At 46.3% G+C, this 20,391-nt stretch carries 17 protein-coding genes and 1 pseudogene; 8 read left to right on the top strand and 10 right to left on the bottom strand.

The window, feature by feature from the left end:
* Positions 1-120: 120 nt before the first annotated feature.
* Genes hemG through R7P35_RS22925 form a run of 3 tightly spaced genes read right to left on the bottom strand, consistent with a single transcriptional unit; the run spans position 121 to position 2,785 of the window.
* Complete coding sequence (hemG, locus tag R7P35_RS22935; RefSeq protein WP_054866462.1) at positions 121-648, bottom strand: menaquinone-dependent protoporphyrinogen IX dehydrogenase; 528 nt, start codon at positions 646-648, stop codon at positions 121-123.
* A 9-nt stretch (positions 649-657) separates the two neighbouring features.
* Entirely contained in the window at positions 658-2,115 is a 1,458-nt protein-coding gene (locus R7P35_RS22930) for a TrkH family potassium uptake protein (RefSeq protein ID WP_005378893.1), read from the bottom strand.
* 46 nt (positions 2,116-2,161) lie between these two features.
* Complete coding sequence (locus R7P35_RS22925) at positions 2,162-2,785, bottom strand: YigZ family protein (RefSeq protein WP_005378891.1); 624 nt, start codon at positions 2,783-2,785, stop codon at positions 2,162-2,164.
* 261 nt (positions 2,786-3,046) lie between these two features.
* Between R7P35_RS22925 and fadB the strand changes: the two genes are divergently transcribed.
* The 3 genes from fadB (at position 3,047) to R7P35_RS22910 (ending at position 7,639) form a co-directional block, all read left to right on the top strand.
* Entirely contained in the window at positions 3,047-5,218 is a 2,172-nt protein-coding gene (fadB, locus tag R7P35_RS22920; protein WP_047102558.1) for a fatty acid oxidation complex subunit alpha FadB, read from the top strand.
* 14 nt (positions 5,219-5,232) lie between these two features.
* Entirely contained in the window at positions 5,233-6,408 is a 1,176-nt protein-coding gene (fadA, locus tag R7P35_RS22915) for an acetyl-CoA C-acyltransferase FadA (RefSeq protein ID WP_169643941.1), read from the top strand.
* Positions 6,409-6,658: 250 nt separating this feature from the next.
* Complete coding sequence (locus tag R7P35_RS22910) at positions 6,659-7,639, top strand: MDR family oxidoreductase (protein WP_262628921.1); 981 nt, start codon at positions 6,659-6,661, stop codon at positions 7,637-7,639.
* A gap of 52 nt (positions 7,640-7,691) precedes the next feature.
* Here the strand turns inward: R7P35_RS22910 and R7P35_RS22905 are convergent, their stop codons facing one another.
* Both R7P35_RS22905 and R7P35_RS22900 read right to left on the bottom strand, forming a co-directional pair.
* Positions 7,692-8,636: a LysR family transcriptional regulator gene (locus R7P35_RS22905; protein ID WP_005378881.1), complete on the bottom strand. Its 945-nt coding sequence runs from the start codon at positions 8,634-8,636 to the stop codon at positions 7,692-7,694.
* A gap of 167 nt (positions 8,637-8,803) precedes the next feature.
* Positions 8,804-8,986, bottom strand: a complete 183-nt coding sequence (locus R7P35_RS22900; RefSeq protein WP_005378880.1) for a hypothetical protein — start codon at positions 8,984-8,986, stop codon at positions 8,804-8,806.
* A gap of 133 nt (positions 8,987-9,119) precedes the next feature.
* On the opposite strand from R7P35_RS22900, the gene tusA reads away from it, so the two are divergent.
* On the top strand, positions 9,120-9,368 hold the full coding sequence (gene tusA / locus R7P35_RS22895) for a sulfurtransferase TusA (RefSeq protein ID WP_005378879.1): 249 nt from the start codon (positions 9,120-9,122) through the stop codon (positions 9,366-9,368).
* A 44-nt stretch (positions 9,369-9,412) separates the two neighbouring features.
* Here the strand turns inward: tusA and R7P35_RS22890 are convergent, their stop codons facing one another.
* Positions 9,413-9,673, bottom strand: a complete 261-nt coding sequence (locus tag R7P35_RS22890; RefSeq protein WP_005378878.1) for a hypothetical protein — start codon at positions 9,671-9,673, stop codon at positions 9,413-9,415.
* A gap of 160 nt (positions 9,674-9,833) precedes the next feature.
* Positions 9,834-10,388: a TMEM165/GDT1 family protein gene (locus R7P35_RS22885; RefSeq protein ID WP_005378877.1), complete on the bottom strand. Its 555-nt coding sequence runs from the start codon at positions 10,386-10,388 to the stop codon at positions 9,834-9,836.
* A 484-nt stretch (positions 10,389-10,872) separates the two neighbouring features.
* On the opposite strand from R7P35_RS22885, the gene glyQ reads away from it, so the two are divergent.
* From glyQ to R7P35_RS22865, 4 genes are all read left to right on the top strand, one after another.
* The gene (gene glyQ, locus R7P35_RS22880) at positions 10,873-11,790 is read left to right on the top strand and encodes a glycine--tRNA ligase subunit alpha (RefSeq protein WP_005383818.1); all 918 of its coding nucleotides are present in this window, start codon (positions 10,873-10,875) and stop codon (positions 11,788-11,790) included.
* Between the two features lie 13 nt (positions 11,791-11,803).
* Positions 11,804-13,870: a glycine--tRNA ligase subunit beta gene (gene glyS, locus R7P35_RS22875; protein ID WP_213969039.1), complete on the top strand. Its 2,067-nt coding sequence runs from the start codon at positions 11,804-11,806 to the stop codon at positions 13,868-13,870.
* A 217-nt stretch (positions 13,871-14,087) separates the two neighbouring features.
* Complete coding sequence (locus R7P35_RS22870; RefSeq protein ID WP_318092668.1) at positions 14,088-16,172, top strand: alpha-amylase; 2,085 nt, start codon at positions 14,088-14,090, stop codon at positions 16,170-16,172.
* Positions 16,173-16,401: 229 nt separating this feature from the next.
* Positions 16,402-17,655: a valine--pyruvate transaminase gene (locus R7P35_RS22865; protein ID WP_042523899.1), complete on the top strand. Its 1,254-nt coding sequence runs from the start codon at positions 16,402-16,404 to the stop codon at positions 17,653-17,655.
* A gap of 126 nt (positions 17,656-17,781) precedes the next feature.
* Here the strand turns inward: R7P35_RS22865 and R7P35_RS22860 are convergent, their stop codons facing one another.
* The 3 genes and pseudogenes from R7P35_RS22860 to gyrB all read right to left on the bottom strand — a co-directional run.
* The gene (locus R7P35_RS22860) at positions 17,782-18,219 is read right to left on the bottom strand and encodes an Hsp20 family protein (protein WP_005378857.1); all 438 of its coding nucleotides are present in this window, start codon (positions 18,217-18,219) and stop codon (positions 17,782-17,784) included.
* Positions 18,220-18,752: 533 nt separating this feature from the next.
* Positions 18,753-19,169 (bottom strand): GreA/GreB family elongation factor, encoded by a 417-nt coding sequence (locus tag R7P35_RS22855; protein ID WP_017821918.1) that lies wholly within the window; start codon positions 19,167-19,169, stop codon positions 18,753-18,755.
* 343 nt (positions 19,170-19,512) lie between these two features.
* Positions 19,513-20,391, bottom strand: a pseudogene (gene gyrB / locus R7P35_RS22850) (DNA gyrase subunit B); the annotation flags it as partial.

Below are 20,391 nucleotides of genomic sequence, written 5' to 3'. Positions count from 1 at the left end.
TCAGCGAGGTGGCATTATAGAGATTGCGATCACATTGGCAAGCCCTTTTTCTCGTTTTTTTTGATTTTTTTATCGTTCGGATAAATTTGCATCAAAAGCGGTCAAAAGAGCACGTTATTTCTACAGTTTTCTAAATTTATCTGCGAAAAGAGCCACTTTTTCCCAATTGGTGTACTCCACCTCTTTGGTCGTATCGGTTTCGCCACCCGTCATCGACATAATGAACCTAATCATAGTTCTGTCGAACCAGCTATAACGTGGGTAATAAAGTGCACCAGCAAAAACACCGATTAGCGTTGGTTTCCAAGGCGACTTAATTAGGAACTTGCGAATGTAGGCACTACCTTCAGGTGTATCCTTTCCTTGGTCCTCTTTACGAGCGGTTAGGTTTACGCAGAAAAATGCCACTTTATTTTGCTCCAATTGATTGAGGTTTCGCTCAATAAACTGGTATAGCTTTTTATTAAGATGGCCATAGCGAATAGAGGCGCCTATCAATACTCTGTCGTATTGGCTGAAGTCAATCGTCTCGACATTATGTAAATCCACCAGCTCACAATCGAAATCTGGAAGTTGTTCATCTATATAGTGGAGAATTTTTTTAGTCTGCCCTTCGCGGGAAGAGTATAGAAATAATGCTTTTGCCACGATTTCCCCTTAGCTACGCCAAAACGTCGGCGTAAGTAGAATAAGTAAGGTAAAGATTTCCAAACGACCAAACAGCATAGAAACTATTAATACCCATTTTGCTTTGTCGTTAACATCACCAAAGTGAAGCGCCACTTCTCCCAAGCCAGGACCGAGGTTGTTCAGAGTCGCAGCCACCGCCGAGAACGCACTGAGCTCATCCATTCCTGTTGCAATCAACCCCAACATACAAACCACAAATACCAATGCGTATGCGGAGAAGAAACCCCAAACCGCATCGACAACACGTTGCGGTAGGGCACTGCCACCTACTTTGATGGTGTAAACCGCGCGTGGATGGACTAAACGTTTTAGTTCACGCGCACCTTGTAAGGTAAGAAGCAGGATACGGATCACTTTCATGCCGCCGCCTGTTGAACCAGCACAACCACCTATAAAGGAAGAGAACAATAACAGCACAGGTAAGAAGAGCGGCCAATCCGCAAAACCTGTTGTCGTAAAGCCCGCTGTTGTGGATATTGATACGGTTTGGAACAGAGCCTGATCGAAAGCATCGTATGTCGATGTGTAAGAGTGATGTTTCAGTAATAATAGAAAGCAAATGATAAATAGCAGCACTTGAATAAACAAGAAGGCGCGAAACTCAGGATCTTTCCAGTAATACTTGGGATGTACGCCACCTGATGCAAATGCAGCAAAGTGCAGTGTGTAATTACATGCAGATATAAGCAGAAAAACCACCGTAATCAGGTTAATCGCGTAACTATCAAAGTATCCGATGCTGGCATCGTGGGTAGAGAAGCCACCAATGGCAATGGTGGAAAAGCTGTGACTGATGGCATCAAATGGCGTCATACCAGCTAACCAAAAAGCCGAAGCACAGGCGATAGTCAGGCTCAAATAGATGTACCAAAGCGCCTTAGCAGTTTCTGCTATGCGCGGCGTCACTTTAGTATCCTTGACTGGACCTGGGATCTCGGCGCGGTAAAGCTGCATACCACCGATGCCAAGTACTGGCAAAATCGCCACCGCTAATACGATGATTCCCATACCGCCGAACCACTGCAGTAACTGTCGATAGAATAGAATCGCTTTAGGTAACTCATCCAAACCAACAATAACGGTCGCCCCGGTCGTCGTGAGAGCAGAAAACGATTCAAAAAACGCATCTGTCACTGAGACGTTCGGATTGTCAGCAATGAGAAAGGGGATCGAGCCTGCACTGCCAAGTACTGTCCAGAATAAGACGACAATAAGAAAGCCATCTCGAGCTTTAAGCTCGTGCTTATACCTGCGGTTTGGGTACCAACAAACGGCCCCACAAAACAGCAGAACAAAAAATGTCGTGACAAAAGGCACACCAGCACCATCTCGATAGATCAGCGCAACGAGTGCTGGCGCAAGCATAGTGACACTAAAGAGTGCGAGCAGTAGCCCGACGATTCGAATAATTGAACGAAATTGCATGGATAAATTGACTAGCGAAGCTGTCCCTGTTGCTTCCTGTTTTTCATTATTGTCCGTCTAGCGGAGTGACAATTGCCTTTGCCCCGCTTTTATTGATGATTGCTTGGGTAAACGCGCTCACTTCTCGAAGCTCAATTTCCACCACTAATACGACCTGATCGCTGTATTCAGCCTCGACTTCTATCGCACCAAATTGCGGCATGATTGATTGTGCGATAGGCATAAACCCATAGTCTAACGTTAGTCTGAGCTTTGTGGTTATTTTTTTCTCAATAGTTTGAAGCAGCTTGAGCGCTTGTTGAACCCCACCCCCATACGCTTTAACCAAGCCGCCTGTACCTAACTTGATTCCACCAGAGTATCGCGTGACCACAGCCGTGATCTCCCCCACCCCAGATCCAGACAGCTGCGCCAGGATTGGTTTGCCTGCCGTCCCTGAAGGTTCTCCATCATCACTAAAGCCCCACTTCATCGAATCTTCTGGTCGACCAGCAACAAAGCCCCAACAGTTATGTCTAGCATCAGCGTGTTTAGCTTTGATTTGATCAACAAATGCTTTTGCAGCTTCGATACTTGGCGTGTGTGCCAAATAAGTAATGAAGACGCTCTTTTTAATTTCTTCTTCAAATTGAGCGGGCTCTGCTGGAATCAGATAAGGCTTGTCATTCATAGGATTATGGATTCATGTCTATTTGCCTGAAGTCTATCACGAGTGTGATTTACCCGTCGCATAAGATCTGCCACAGCGCACAATGTTAAACACTTGTTTAAAAAATGTATTGAAATTAAACAATCCACGATCCAAACTAACCTTACTGGTCAAACCAGAACAAAAATAAAACGACTTCCTCGATACCTATTTGCCGAGGTACACGGCGTCGTTGAAATAGGTATACAGACAATCCACGATTGTATGTCATGGAGATAGACAATGATTTACCAAGCCGAAACCCTACAGGTAAAGGAAATACAAGATGGTATTGCAGAGCTAAGCTTCTGCTCTCCAAAATCCGTCAACAAACTCGACCTAGCGACATTAGAATCGCTAGATAAAGCTCTTGATGCGCTCATTGCCCATCAAGGCCTCAAGGGGTTGTTGCTCACTTCAGATAAAGACGCATTCATTGTAGGCGCAGACATTACCGAGTTTTTAGGTCTGTTTGCTAAAACGGATGCCGAGCTCGACCAATGGCTGCAATTTGCTAATAGCATCTTTAACAAATTAGAAGACTTACCCGTTCCGACCATCTCAGTGATCAAAGGCCACGCTCTTGGTGGCGGTTGTGAATGTGTGCTAGCAACAGACATGCGTATTGGTGACAAAACCACCAGCATCGGCCTACCAGAAACGAAACTGGGAATCATGCCTGGCTTTGGTGGTTGTGTACGCTTACCTCGCGTTATTGGCGCAGACAGCGCAATGGAAATCATCACCCAAGGTAAAGCATGCCGAGCTGATGAAGCATTGAAAATTGGCTTACTCGATGCAGTTGTAGAGCCTGATGCTTTATACGAATCAGCACTACAAACTCTTAACTCTGCAATTAACGAGAAACTTGACTGGCAAGCACGCCGAGCACAGAAAACATCTCCGCTAACGCTGAGTAAGCTTGAATCAATGATGAGCTTCACCATGGCGAAGGGTCTGGTGGCACAAAAAGCAGGTCCTCACTACCCTGCCCCAATGACAGCCGTTATCACGATTGAAGAAGGTGCTCGCTTTGCACGTAATGAAGCGTTAGACATTGAACGTAAGCACTTCGTGAAACTGGCTAAATCGGAAGAAGCAAAATCACTCGTTGGCCTATTCCTTAATGATCAATACATCAAAGGCATTGCGAAAAAAGCAGCGAAGTCAGCAAGTAAAGACACGCAACGTGCAGCCGTATTAGGTGCAGGTATCATGGGTGGCGGCATTGCTTACCAATCAGCGCTAAAAGGTGTGCCAGTCTTAATGAAAGACATCGCGCAAGCGTCGCTCGACCTAGGCATGACTGAAGCATCTAAGCTGCTGAATAAACGCTTATCTCGCGGTCGTATTGATGGCTTTAAGATGGCGGGTATTTTAGCGTCAGTCACACCGAGCTTACATTACGCAGGTATTGAAAACTCTGATGTGATTGTTGAAGCTGTCGTTGAAAACCCGAAAGTAAAAGCAGCAGTTTTGAGTGAAGTTGAGTCCCATGTCGGTGACGACACCGTTATCACCTCAAACACCTCGACGATTCCTATCAACCTATTGGCAAAATCACTAAAACGCCCAGAAAACTTCTGTGGTATGCACTTCTTCAACCCAGTGCATCGTATGCCTCTTGTTGAGATCATCCGTGGTGAGCACACCTCTGATGAAACCATCAATCGTGTTGTGGCGTATGCTGCGAAAATGGGCAAATCACCAATTGTCGTTAATGACTGCCCAGGGTTCTTCGTTAACCGCGTATTGTTCCCATACTTTGGCGGCTTCAGCATGCTACTTCGTGATGGTGCTGACTTTACGAAAATCGACAAAGTCATGGAGCGTAAGTTTGGCTGGCCGATGGGACCGGCGTACTTGCTTGACGTAGTCGGCATTGATACCGCGCACCACGCACAAGCTGTGATGGCTGACGGTTTCCCTGAGCGTATGGGTAAACAAGGTCGTGATGCGATTGATGCACTGTTCGAAGCAGACAAATATGGTCAGAAAAATGGTAATGGCTTCTACAGCTACACCATAGATAAAAAAGGTAAGCCGAAGAAAACCTTCTCCGAAGCGATCTTACCGGTACTTGCTGACGTTTGTGCCGATAAGCAGGACTTTGACGATCAGACCATCATTCAACGTATGATGATTCCAATGATCAACGAAGTGGTGCTGTGCCTACAAGAAGGCATCATTGCCACTCCACAAGAAGCGGATATGGCACTGGTTTATGGTCTTGGTTTCCCTCCATTCCGCGGTGGCGTATTCCGCTATCTAGACAGCGTGGGTATTGCTGAATACGTTGAAATGGCAAAACAACACGCCGAGCTAGGTGCGATGTACCAAGTACCGCAAATGCTGATTGATATGGCGGCGAAAGGTGAAAGCTTTTACGGTGCACAACAGCAAGGTTCTATCTAAGGAGGGATTCTAAAATGACTAATCAAACAAGAAATGTTGTCGTAGTCGATTGTCTACGTACTCCAATGGGTCGCTCTAAAGGTGGTGCTTTCCGTCATACACGAGCAGAAGATCTATCTGCGCGCCTAATGAAAGGCATTCTTGCGCGTAACCCACAAGTGAACCCAAGCGAGATTGAAGACATCTACTGGGGCTGTGTACAGCAAACACTAGAGCAAGGCTTTAACGTTGCACGTAATGCGGCGCTGCTTGCTGGTCTGCCGATTGAAATTGGCGCCGTGACGGTGAACCGCTTGTGTGGCTCATCAATGCAAGCGCTTCACGATGGTACACGTGCCATCATGACTGGCGATGCTGAAATCTGCCTAATTGGTGGTGTTGAGCACATGGGGCATGTGCCAATGAACCACGGTGTAGACTTTCACCCAGGTATGTCAAAGAACGTAGCAAAAGCTGCGGGCATGATGGGCTTAACGGCTGAAATGCTGGGTAAATTACATGGCATTAGCCGTGAGCAACAAGACGAGTTTGCCGCTCGCTCTCACGCTCGTGCGCACGCAGCAACCGTAGAGGGTCGTTTTAAAAACGAAATTCTACCAATTGAAGGCCACGCAGCAGACGGCACACTGTTCACTCTGGATTACGACGAAGTGATTCGCCCTGAAACATCCGTTGAAGGTCTATCTCAACTTCGCCCAGTGTTCGACCCTGCAAACGGTACAGTAACAGCCGGTACATCATCGGCTCTGTCCGATGGTGCATCAGCGATGTTGATCATGAGCGAAGAGAAAGCCAATGAGCTTGGCTTGAATATTCGTGCACGTATTAAAGGCATGGCCATTGCGGGCTGCGATCCTTCTATTATGGGTTACGGTCCTGTACCTGCGACGAAAAAAGCGCTCAAGCGTGCCGGTCTTTCAATTGAAGACATGGATGTGGTTGAGCTAAACGAAGCATTTGCCGCGCAGTCTCTGCCGTGTGCTAAAGACTTAGGCCTGCTTGATGTTATGGATGAGAAGGTCAACCTTAACGGTGGTGCGATAGCATTGGGTCATCCACTAGGCTGTTCTGGTTCACGTATCTCAACAACGTTAATCAACCTAATGGAAGCGAAAGACGCGAAATACGGTCTGGCCACCATGTGTATCGGTTTGGGTCAGGGCATTGCGACAGTATTTGAACGACCATAACAGTTCAAGACGTTGTTGTAGTGATCGAGCCAACAATCATAAGCAAATGAACTAGTACTAAAATTTTTAGTATTACACTTAAGGGCGACAATTGATGTCGCCCTTTGTTTTACATCAAACATGCATGAAGAGCATACATTAAATGCTCAAGTTTCATTTTATTCATAGACAAAGAAGACATACACTTAGACCAGTTGATATCTTGCTGCATGTGACCCAGAGTCATGCTACCGCACAATCGGAGAACCTTATGTTTAATGCTCTAGTTCTAAATCAAGAAGACAAACGTACTATCGCTAACATCGAGCAAATCGATGAAACACAACTGCCTGAAGGCGACGTTCTGATTGACGTTGATTACTCATCGTTAAACTACAAAGACGGTCTTGCGATCACAGGTAAAGGTAAAATCATCCGTAACTTCCCGATGGTGCCAGGTATTGACCTAGCAGGTACGGTAGTAAGCTCAGAAGACGACCGCTACCAAGCTGGTGACAAAGTTGTCCTTACTGGCTGGGGCGTGGGTGAAAACCACTGGGGTGGTATGTCTCAGCGTGCTCGTCTAAAAGCAGATTGGCTAGTACCACTACCAAAAGGTCTAGACAGCAAGAAAGCAATGATGGTTGGTACTGCTGGTTTCACAGGCATGCTATGTGTTCAAGCACTGCTTGATGCAGGCATCAAACCTGAAAATGGTGAAATCCTTGTAACTGGCGCAAGTGGCGGTGTAGGCTCAGTCGCAGTAACGCTTCTAGCACAGCTTGGCTACAAAGTTGCTGCAGTGACAGGTCGTGTAGAAAAAAATGGCCCGCTACTTGAAAAACTAGGTGCTAGCCGCATCATCGACCGTACTGAATTTGAAGAACCAGCACGTCCACTTGAAAAGCAAGTATGGGCAGGTGCGGTTGATACTGTGGGCAGCAAAGTACTGGCTAAAGTATTGGCGCAAATGGATTACAACAGTGCAGTTGCAGCTTGTGGTCTTGCAGGTGGTTTTGATCTACCAACCACAGTGATGCCGTTCATACTACGTAATATTCGCCTACAAGGTGTGGACTCAGTAATGTGCCCTACAGAGAAACGTATCGCTGCATGGGAAAAGCTGGTCGAGCTACTACCAGACAGCTACTTCGAGCAAGCGTGTACTGAAGTTGCTCTTGCTGAAGCACCGAAATATGCAGAAGACATCACCAATGGTCAAGTAACGGGTCGTGTGGTTATCAAGCTATAAACACTGACTCAGTGTAAATAGACGAAGAGCCGGCATTGCTGGCTCTTTTTTGTTAGCAGTTCAGCCCCATATCTTCGATACGTTTAGCTATCAGACGGCTACACTCTTCACGCACAATCGTTCTTAACCACTCTTGAGCAGGAGAATGCTCGCAACGCGCATGCCAAATCATCGAATATTCAAACGGCGTGAATTGGAATGGTAACGGTTTCACCACCAAGTCATAACGCTCGGCAACCAGATACGCCAAGTCCGCTGGCACTGTGATGATAATTGGCAAGGTATCCATGATCGCCAATGCGGCTTCTAAATGATAAGCCCGCAGAACCATTTTACGCTTAGGTTTCTCCATCAAAGCTTGTTCGATCAGTGCCTTAACACCATCACTGATGGCGATCATAGCATGTGGATGACTCAGATAATCATCCAAGCTCATTTCTTTATCCGCTAATGGATGCTGTTTTGAAAGCATACACAGCACCCCCACTCGCCCCAACACTTCACTGCGTAGAGGCTCCACCGGGCCTGTCGGGCGACAAATCGCTAAGTCTGCACCTTCATAAGTGAGCTGATCTGATAAACGGTCGTGTTGCAGTGGTAAGAAGTTGAAAGACACGTTTGGTGCTTCTTGGTAAATTCTCGGCAAAGCGAACGGTAAGATCGTTTGCATGGCATAATCGGTGGTCACGATGTTGAAAGTCTGTACGCATTGCAATGGGTCAAACTCAACCGGAGATAACAACTGACGTAAAGACTCTAATGGTTCGCCCAATGAGCGATCGATCTCTAACGCTTTCTGAGTTGGGATCAAATGCTGTCCCTGACGAGTAAACAGCGGGTCTCCCAACAAGTCACGTAGACGACCAAGCACACGACTCATTGCCGATTGACTCAAGTTCAGACGTGTTGCCGCCTTACTGACACTGTTTTCTTCTATCAGTACTCGCAACGCAACCAGTAAATTTAAATCTCGGCGATAGATATCTTCCAGTTCCACGAATTAGCCACTTATTTTGTATGTGTTTGGGTAAATTGTACTCTTTAGGCAAAAAAAATCCCGCCTTTCAGCGGGGAAGCCCAAGAAAAATGGGGATAGTGTCGGAATGAAGTGTCGGTAAAAATAGGTGAGCGTTATTAAAAGCATTCTGATCCAAGCAAGAAGCGCTAATTTTCTTGCTCAGATGCGCCAGACCATCTGCGCATCTCGATCCAAATCCCAATAATAGTGGCAACCATGCCTACTAGAGGCGTCAAAGAGGTGTCAGCTGGCGTCCTGAGTACCAATGCACAAAACGAGATAAAACACAGCACTGAGTAAATCGTAAGTCTGTCTAACGCTGTTAACATTGCCTCTCCCTTGCCAGTTGTTACCAAATTGTTAATTTAAGGTAAAACAAAAAATTCGGTTTGCCAAGTGGTTATTGAATATTTTTTCAACGAAAGTAAAATTCAACGCTCAGTTAGTTACGAGAATCACACTATGAGCTTTAATCCTGAACTGGCAAACAAGACATTAGAGGCGGAAGGACTGCGCTGCCCAGAGCCAGTGATGATGGTCAGGAAGACAATTCGCAACATGCAAGATGGTGAGATTTTGCTGGTCAAAGCAGACGATCCATCCACGACTCGAGACATTCCGAGTTTCTGCCGCTTTATGGACCACCAATTAGTTGCGGCACAAACGGAGCAAGTTCCGTATCAGTACCTGATCAAGAAAGGATTGGAATAATTTGGTCGAACTAAAAACGGCAGCCTATATTGGCTGCCGTTTGTTTATTCGTCGTATTCGAGTGTGCGAACTTCTGATTGGAGCTTGTTAAGTTGTTTCTTCATTGCCCGCATCTCTTCATGCATAGGAATGATGTGAGCGACACGAATCCACGCTTCTACTGTCAATCCAGTAAGAACGAACGATCCTGCTACAATCGGTAACCACATATCAGTTAGCACCATCGCTAGTAAACACAGCGCTAAACCAAAAGTGAATAAATAACTCTGACTCTTCGGGGACATCCCCATGTAACGTGTAAGCATAAACTTGCCCTCTCGCTATCATTCACACCATTAAACTACCATGACAAGTATGACACTTATATGTCATCCGTCACGCAACGGAACGATTTAGAGTCAGAGTTTGAACTCGCGCAGCACGCCACTAATGATTGATAACTCACATCATTTCACGTGCAAAAAATCAGAACAGTGCAGCCCCTATTGCCAGAGCAATAAACAAAAATGCGGTGATTTTACGGATCAGCCCTAAAGGCATCTTGTCGGCCGACAATTTACCAATCAGGACCACAGGTACATTCGCCAGCAGCATACCGATTGTGGTACCGATAATCACCAAACTTAACGCATCCGCGTATTGTGCCCCTAAGATGGAAGTGGCGATCTGAGTTTTATCGCCTATCTCCGCAACGAAGAACGCGATAAAGCTGGCAATAAATGGGCCTCGATTAGAAATCTGTTCGTCATCATCCAGTTTGTCCGGGATCAGAACCCAAGCCGCCATCGCGACAAAACTGACCACCAGCACCCACTTTAAAATCTCAGGTGATAGATAGTCTGCGACAACCACACCTAACCATGCAGCCAAAGCGTGGTTGGCAATAGTTGCCAAAAAGATTGCTGCAATAATTGGGATTGGTTTTCGGTAACGACTTGCGAGTAATAGAGATAGCAATTGGGTCTTATCGCCAATTTCTGCTAACGCTACAGTAGTAATTGAAATAGCTAAAACGCTCACGACATGCTCATTGGGGCAGGGATTATTATTTTTAACCGAAGACAAACCTCACGCCCCTACCCCGGTTCGTGATGATTTGTCTAAGGTCTTGCTAAACTTGAAAGGCTTCAAGTCTCGAACGCCATGGTGATTTTGCACCAATTATGTTGACGGACGAACCAGATGAAACAGAAACTTCATCAGGTAAGCTACTCCCCAAAGACAGGCGCAATTCTAGCCACCTTTGTTGCGCTTCTCAAGAGCCAAAGCAGGCAAAAACTCCCTTTTAGGAAAAATACAGCAGATAACGCGGTAAAAATTTATTAAAGGAGAAAATCGCCCACGAATTAATCAAGATTAGCTCTACTCCCATGCTCAATATCTGGTTATACTAGATTGTTAATTTATTCAACCGTAATTACTCTTTATCGCCGTTGTTAGAGTTGAAAAACTCGGCATAGATGACGAATTAACGAGTAACAAGAGAATCGCGCGAACCTGACTTATGCAAAAATACGATATCAAAACCTTCCAGGGAATGATCCTCGCGCTGCAGGATTATTGGGCTCAAAATGGTTGTACCATTGTTCAACCGCTAGATATGGAAGTGGGTGCGGGTACCTCTCACCCAATGACCTGTCTACGAGCGCTTGGCCCAGAGCCAATGTCGACAGCTTACGTACAACCTTCACGTCGTCCTACTGATGGCCGTTACGGTGAAAACCCTAACCGTCTTCAGCACTACTACCAATTCCAAGTAGCGCTAAAACCATCGCCTGACAATATTCAAGAGTTGTACCTTGGCTCCCTTGAAGTTCTTGGTATTGACCCTCTTGTACACGACATCCGTTTCGTAGAAGACAACTGGGAAAACCCAACACTAGGCGCATGGGGTCTGGGCTGGGAAGTTTGGCTAAACGGCATGGAAGTGACCCAGTTTACTTACTTCCAGCAAGTTGGTGGTCTTGAGTGTAAGCCAGTAACTGGTGAGATCACTTACGGTATCGAACGTCTAGCAATGTACATCCAAGAAGTAGACTCTGTTTACGACCTCGTTTGGAACATCGCACCAGATGGCAGCAAAGTGACTTACGGTGATATCTTCCACCAAAATGAAGTAGAGCAATCGACTTACAACTTCGAGCACGCAGACGTTGAATTCCTATTTGGTTTCTTCGAACAGTGCGAGAAAGAGTGTAAAGAGCTGCTTGAGCTTGAAAAGCCACTGCCACTACCTGCTTACGAGCGCATTCTAAAAGCCGGTCACGCATTCAACCTACTAGACGCACGTAAAGCGATCTCAGTAACTGAACGCCAACGTTACATCCTACGCATCCGCAACCTGACGAAAGCAGTTGCAGAAGCATACTACGCATCGCGTGAAGCTCTTGGTTTCCCAATGTGTAAGAAAGAACAAGCGTAAGGGGTAGAGTAACATGGCAAAAGAATTTCTAATCGAGCTAGGTACAGAAGAGCTACCACCAACGCAACTTCGCACTCTAGCTGAAGCATTCGCAGCAAACTTCGAAGCAGAACTAAAAGGCGCTGAGCTTGCTCACGAAGGCGTGAAATGGTTCGCGGCACCTCGTCGTCTTGCACTTAAAGTCGCAGCATTGGCTGAAAGCCAGTCTGACAAAATCGTTGAAAAGCGTGGTCCTGCGGTTTCTGCAGCATTTGACGCAGAAGGCAACCCAACAAAAGCGGCTCAAGGCTGGGCACGCGGTTGTGGCATCACGGTTGACCAAGCAGAGCGCATGGTTACAGACAAAGGCGAATGGCTACTGTTCAAGCAAGAAGTGAAAGGTCAGCCAACGTCTGAGATCGTCGTTGAACTTGCAGCGAAAGCACTAGCAAACCTACCTATCGCAAAACCAATGCGCTGGGGCAACAAAACGACTCAATTTATCCGTCCAGTTAAGACGCTAACCATGCTAATGGGCAGCGACCTAATCGAAGGCGAGATCCTTGGTGTTGCTTCTGACCGCACTATCCGTGGTCACCGCTTCATGGGTGAGCAAGAGTTCACTATCGATTCTGCTGAGCAATACCCTGCGATTCTAGAAGAGCGCGGTAAAGTAATGGCAGATTACGAAGCGCGTAAAGCAATCATCCTAGCTGACGCACAAAAAGCGGCAGCAGCGGTTGGCGGTATCGCTGACCTAGAAGATGACCTAGTAGAAGAAGTAACGTCTCTGGTTGAATGGCCAGTGGTACTAACAGCGAAGTTTGAAGAAGAGTTCCTAAAAGTGCCTTCTGAAGCGTTGGTATACACCATGAAAGGTGACCAAAAATACTTCCCTGTTTACGACGAAAACAAGAAGCTACTACCTAACTTCATCTTCGTATCGAACATCGAATCAAAAGAGCCTCGTTACGTAATCGAAGGTAACGAGAAAGTGGTTCGCCCGCGTCTTGCTGACGCAGAGTTCTTCTTCAATACAGACCGTAAGCGTCCGCTTATCGACCGTCTGCCAGAACTAGAACAAGCGATCTTCCAAAAGCAACTGGGTACGATCAAAGACAAAACAGACCGCATCACAGAACTTGCTGGCTACATTGCTGAGCAAATCGGTGCTGACGTTGAGAAATCAAAGCGTGCTGGTCTACTAGCAAAATGTGACCTAATGACCTCAATGGTATTCGAATTCACGGATACTCAAGGTGTGATGGGTATGCACTACGCTCGCCACGACGGTGAAGCAGAAGAAGTTGCAGTAGCACTGAACGAGCAATACATGCCTCGTTTCGCAGGTGATGAACTGCCATCAAACGGTGTTTCAACTGCAGTTGCAATGGCAGACAAGCTAGACACTATCGTAGGTATCTTCGGTATTGGTCAAGCGCCTAAAGGCAGCGATCCATTCGCACTACGCCGCGCATCTCTAGGTGTACTACGTATCATCGTTGAATACGGCTACAACCTAGATCTTGTTGACCTAGTAGCGAAAGCGAAGTCACTGTTCGGCGACCGCCTAACCAACGACAACGTTGAACAAGACGTTATTGAGTTTATGCTTGGTCGTTTCCGTGCTTGGTACCAAGACGAAGGCTTCAGTGTAGACATCATTCAAGCAGTTCTAGCTCGCCGTCCGACGAAACCAGCAGACTTCGACCAACGAGTTAAAGCGGTTTCTCACTTCCGTGAACTAGAAGCAGCAGAGTCTCTAGCAGCAGCGAACAAACGTGTAGGTAATATCCTAGCGAAATTCGACGGCGAACTAGCAGCAGACATCGACCTAGCACTTCTACAAGAAGACGCAGAGAAAGCACTAGCAGAAAGCGTTGAAGTAATGACGGAAGCGCTAGAGCCAGCATTTGCTACAGGTAACTACCAAGAAGCCCTAAGCAAGCTAGCTGACCTACGTGAACCAGTTGATGCATTCTTTGATAACGTAATGGTAATGGCAGACGACGAAGCACTTAAGAAGAACCGTCTGACACTACTGAACAACCTGCGTAACCTGTTCCTACAGATCGCAGACATTTCTTTGCTTCAAAAGTAATTCATTACTCTTCGAAGTGATTAAGAAATAAGTAAAAGGGAAGCAGATGCTTCCCTTTTTTGTTGCCTTCAAACCGATGAAGGTGACGCTTATTATTCATTTTGTGAACAAGACTAAAATTTGTAGGGTGAGACGCGTTTAACTTGTTGGTGTAGAGCTCGGATTGTAGAGGCACAGTTTTGCTATAACTGGACTGTTTATTCGGGGGAAGGACACAATGAAAAAAACAATTCTCGCACTCTCTATCGGTCTACTGAGCGCCTGCAGCCAGATACCAGAAAATGCCATCGTATTAAACGTTGGTGATGACACCGCTGTTTTTGAGAAAAACTCACAAGGCTTACTTGTCGCCGAGCAAAAACTCGAAAAAGGCAGTTATAGCTTTACCATTGCTGACAGCAAGCAAAGCTGTGGCAGTAGCTTTGCCCTAGCAGAAGAAGATCGCATCAAGTTCAATCGTCCATTAAAAATGGATAACTGCGCCACTGATGCACAAATGCCGCTGCGCATCTTCAAAGCCAATACCTATCAATTTACGCTCAATCCAACCACCAATGAGCTAACTGTAAAAATCAAACCAAAACAGAGTCAGGACATCACCTACTCTTGCCCTGTCGCAACTGACGCGCCAAAAACCATCAATGTTGCTCAAACCTTTAATGATGGCACTGTCGTTCGCGATGCCTTAACCGGACAAGAAGCCACAGTCGCCAATGGCAGCGTCACCATGCAGCCGGGTCCTATGAGCCAAGGTCTATTGCTGCTAGAAGAAGTTGAACAGCAAGCCGATAAACCGTTCAGCTGGGATAACGCGACGGTGTACTTCGTCATGACTGACCGCTTCTACAATGGCAACCCAGACAACGACAACAGCTACGGTCGCAGCAAAGACGGAAAATATGAGATTGGCACCTTCCACGGTGGTGACTTAGCGGGTCTGACGAAAAAACTCGATTACATCGAATCACTTGGTGTGAATGCTATCTGGATAACCTCACCACTGGAACAAATCCACGGCTGGGTTGGCGGCGGCGATAAAGGCGACTTTAAGCACTACGGCTACCACGGCTACTACCATCAAGATTGGACCAAGCTTGATGCCAACATGGGTACCGAAGATGAACTCAGAACCTTCGTCGATACCGCCCATAAGAAAGGCATCCGCGTGATTTGGGATGTCGTCATGAACCACACAGGTTATGCGACATTAGCAGACATGCAGGAATTCGGATTTGGTCAGCTTTACCTTGATGACCAAGAAGCTAAAGAAGTCCTTGGTGAAAAATGGACCGACTGGCAGCCAAAATCAGGACAAAGCTGGCACAGCTTCAACGACTACATCAAATACGGAGATAGCGAAGCGTGGGATAAATGGTGGGGCAAAGATTGGATCCGCACCGATATTGGCGACTACGATGCTCCGGGCTACAACGACATCACCATGTCTTTGAACTACCTACCGGATCTAAAAACCGAATCGACTCAGAAAACCGGATTACCAAACTTCTTCCGCAATAAAAACACCAATGCGCAAGATGAGCTACAAACCCCACGTGAACACCTGATTACCTGGTTATCCGATTGGGTGCGTGACTATGGCATTGATGGCTTCCGCGCTGACACTGCCAAACACGTTGAAATGGAAGCGTGGGCAGAGCTGAAAGCCAGCACCACCCAAGCGCTTGCTCAATGGAAGCAAAACAACCCGGACAAAGCCTTGGATGACCTACCTTTCTGGATGACAGGTGAAGTGTGGGCACACAGCGTAGTGAAGAGCCCGTATTTCGATAACGGCTTCGATTCCATCATCAACTTCGAGTTCCAATCTGATGTGGCACCAAAAGCGCTGAAGTGTTTCGCTCAACTTGATAATGATTACCGCCGCTATGCAGAGCGCATCAATACCGATCCTGAGTTCAATGTGTTGAGCTACCTGTCTTCACACGATACACAACTGTTTTGGTCAGCTCGCAGCCGCAGCTTTGATGACCAAGCACGTGCGGCAAATGCTCTGATGCTGGCTCCGGGTGCAGTACAGATCTATTACGGTGATGAGATAGCTCGTGATTTTGGCATTACTGGTTCAGACGCCCACCAAGGCACACGCTCAGATATGCCATGGGATAAGATTCATGGCGAGCGAGAAGATCTACTGAAACATTGGCAAAAGTTGGGTGAATTCCGTAAACGCCACCCAGCAGTTGCTCAAGGTAAGCACATCACTCGCAACCAAGAAGGTTATTACGCGTTTGAACGCCAATACCAAGACGACAAGGTGTTGATTGTTTACACCGGTGAGTAAATCACACTCTCTCCACCAGCAAGGGAAGCATAAGCTTCCCTTTTTTATTGTTCTTTTTGCCCTTTTGTCTCGTTCCTCTGGTCTGATGACGCACTTTTTTCTTTTTCGGCTTAATTCACACTTTGCGTTAATTACACATTGAGGTAAGGTCAAGGATTACTCGATAAGCCGATAAAACATCGGCATAAACATACACAAAGCAATCACAATGAATTAGGTATAAGTCAGCATGCAGTTCTCAAAGTTTGGTGAAAAATTTAATCAGTATTCAGGTATTACGCAGTTAATGGACGATTTGAATGATGGTCTGCGCACACCAGGTGCCATCATGCTCGGTGGAGGTAATCCTGCCGCCATTCCTGCCATGCTCGATTACTTTCACCAAGCCAGTGAGGAAATGCTCGCCAGTGGGGAGCTCGTCGCCGCCCTCGCCAACTACGATGGCCCGCAGGGTAAAGACGCGTTCGTCAAAGCGCTAGCTCAGTTATTCCGTGAAACTTACGGCTGGGATATTTCCGAAAAGAACATCAGCCTAACTAACGGTAGCCAGAGTGGCTTCTTCTACTTGTTCAACTTGTTGGCAGGTAAACAGCCAGACGGTTCGCACAAGAAAGTGCTACTGCCTATCGCACCTGAATACATCGGTTATGGTGATGCTGGCATTGATGAAGATATCTTTATCTCTTACCACCCAGAAATCGAGCTGTTAGATAACGGTCTGTTTAAATACCACGTCGATTTTGAGCAGCTAACCGTCGACGACTCTGTTGCGGCAATCTGTGCATCTCGTCCAACCAACCCAACGGGTAATGTACTGACAGACGAAGAAGTACGTAAGCTGGACAAGCTAGCACGTGAGAACAACATCCCGCTGATCATCGATAACGCCTACGGTCTACCTTTCCCGAACATCATCTTTGAAGATGTCGAACCGTTCTGGAATGAAAACACCATCCTATGCATGAGCCTATCTAAGCTTGGTTTACCGGGCGTGCGTTGTGGCATTGTGATTGCGAGTGAAGAAATCACGCAAGCATTAACCAATATGAACGGCATCATCAGCCTAGCGCCGGGCAGTGTTGGTCCAGCGCTGGCAAACCATATAATTGGCAAAGGTGATCTGCTTAAACTGAGTTCAGAGGTGATTAAGCCGTTCTACAAGCAAAAATCACAACGAGCGGTTGAACTGCTCCAACAAGCAGTTACCGATGAGCGATTCCGCATCCACAAGCCGGAAGGCGCTATCTTCTTGTGGTTATGGTTTGATGAACTGCCAATCACAACAATGGAACTGTACCAACGCTTGAAAGCGCGTGGCGTATTGATTGTCCCTGGTGAATATTTCTTTATTGGTCAGCAAGACGAGTGGGATCACGCGCACCAATGCCTGCGTATGAACTACGTTCAAGATGATGAGATGATGCAAAAAGGCATTGCGATTATCGCTGAAGAAGTGGAAAAGGCTTACCGCGAAGGTAAATAGACGGATTGAACTCAGCCGTTCTTCTCTTTGAAATTACAGCTTTAAAATAGCGGATTTGAAAACCCCAAACTAAAAAGAGCGCCCATATGGCGCTCTTTCTCATTCTATAACCGGGTGGTTAACTGATTAGTTGTTCTCAATCAGGTTGTTGCCACCGATAGCAATCTTACGTGGTTGCATGGCTTCAGGGATTTCACGAACTAAATCGATATGAAGCAGACCGTTTTCCATTGATGCACCCACGACTTTTACGTAATCCGCTAGCTGGAATTTACGTTCAAAATCACGTTCTGCAATACCTTGGTAAACGTAGTTTTTGCCTTCTTCTGCTTTACGTTCGCCCTTCACAATCAACATGTTTTCGTTTTGAGTCAGATCGAGCTGTTCTTCAGCAAAGCCAGCAACGGCCATAGTAATACGGTAGTTGTGCTCGTCTTTTTGCTCAATGTTGTATGGAGGGTAACCGCCAGAAGTATTTTTCGCTGTATTCGCTTCCATCAGGTTTAGCAGACGATCAAAGCCAATTGCATTACGGTATAGTGGTGAGAAATCTACATTACGCATAAATCTATCCTCTTAATTAAGCAATAGTCTTAGTTCAGATGAGTTCAATCCTACTGGCGTGTTTATGCAAAAACCAACGCCGAACTAAGAGATTCTTATCATTCCACTGGCCTTGGTTTGGCTCGGAGACATGATATTGAATCTAAAGGTTTAAGTTGTGTGCTAAAACGCCATATCCTCTTCTGAGCGATCTCGTTTTAGCGATTTCAGAGGGCTGGTCTTCTAGTCTCTAGCAAGCCAGTCACCCTCTTCATAACTAGATATAAGGTCGTCAAAAATGACTTTCAAGGGAAAAAACAAAAAATTTTTAAAGCATCCACTATCCCCTTGAACAGCTTAGTTCCTCATCACTTCGCGATCAGTGATAAAAAGCCCGCCGTTCTGGAGGGCTCAATCTACACTTTACTTGCGGGAGGATTTACGCGCTTTTACAACGCCCTTTTCTGCCGCCTTTTCCTGCTTTAGTTTGCGCTTTTCTTTTAGACTCAACTGCGGTTGTTTCTTTTCTTTCTTACTCATGACTTCACCTCTATTTATTGGCACAACAGACAACCACACAGCATTTTCTGAGCTGGTGGTTGCGATTGATGAACAATTTCAGTAATCACAAAGCAGCGTCGCTGATTAAAAATTTCCACTTCGAGCGCATCATTTTTAGCTCGACCTAATAGTCGAGACCCCAAATAAGAATCGACCGCGAGCATACCTGTCATGGGTTGCCCCTTGCGCGAGCTGACCAATGTCATGCGATATTGATAGGCGCGTTCAACATCCACTAAGCGAACCGTGTCCCCAACCGCAATACGAGTTCGGTTACGGCAATGGGCTTGTTGCTCGCAGGTTTCAAATAGCGATAACAACCTTAGTGGTGATTGATAGGTTAAAAAGCGACTGGTTAACCACCAAGTTCGCAGCGCCAAGCAGTACGCTGAGAACCAGCGTTCAAACATGATTATTTCCTTCTTAATGCCTTGTCTTACAAATAAATTCAGTGCATTGAACCGGAAGTGCATCACTTCCGGCTTAGTTCAGGAAAGTCATCACCATTTTCTTAGTCTCCTTATTCATCAGCTCTTCAGCACTATAGCGAGCAGAAAAAAGAAAGCAAAAACGCTCAAGCGAACAAAATGGCGAGAAAAAAAGAAAACAGAAATAAAATGGCAGGCTTGATCGGGTTGTTGGCAGTTAGTACCAGAAAAACATCCGCTTTAGCAGAAAGTGGCGATTTTAGCTGGTGGTACAACAAAAAAAGCAGCGATTTCTCGCTGCTTTTTACTATCACGAACAGTGTCGTTATACGTCTAGGTTCGCTACTTTCAGTGCGTTCTCTTCGATGAAGTTACGACGAGGTTCTACTTGGTCACCCATTAGCGTAGTGAACAGTTGATCTGCGCCTACCGCATCTTCAATCGTTACCTGCATCATACGACGAGTTTCTGGGTCCATGGTGGTTTCCCAAAGTTGGTCTGGGTTCATCTCACCTAGACCTTTGTAGCGCTGACGGCTTAAGCCACGCATTGACTCTTTCACTAACCAGTCAAGCGCTTCTGCAAAGTTTGCCACTGGCATAGTACGCTCACCACGTTTGATGTACGCGCCTTCTTCCAGAAGTCCATCAAGTGCTTCTGATAGATCGGCCAACTTGCGGTACTCTTTCGAGTTTAGGAAGTCGATGCTAATTGCATGTTCGTGCGTCACGCCGTGAGTACGAACCACAATCTTAGGCAAGTTTAAGCCTAGCTCTTCGTGCTGCTCAACTTCGTAGCTGTACTGGCTTGCACCCACTTCTTTCGCATTCAGCTGTTCAATAAGCTGCTTCGTCCAAGCTTCCACAACTGATGCGTCATGGCATTGCTCTGGCGTTAGGCGAGGAGTGTAAATCAACTCGTTTACCAAAGCACTTGGGTAACGACGGCTCATACGTTCCGCCAGTTTAATACCCGCATTGTACTGTTGAACAAGCTTCTCTAGTGCTTCACCTGCCAATGCTGGTGCTTCTGCGTTTACGTGTAGCGATGCGTTGTCCAGAGCCAATGATACTTGGTATTGGTTCATCGCTTCTTCATCTTTGATGTACTGCTCTTGTTTGCCTTTTTTCACTTTGTATAGTGGTGGCTGAGCGATGTACACATAGCCACGCTCGATAAGCTCTGGCATTTGACGGTAGAAGAA

Source organism: Vibrio sp. Vb0304 (assembly GCF_033338995.1).
Lineage (GTDB): Bacteria > Pseudomonadota > Gammaproteobacteria > Enterobacterales > Vibrionaceae > Vibrio > Vibrio alginolyticus.
This window is presented reverse-complemented; position numbering and strand designations above follow the sequence as displayed.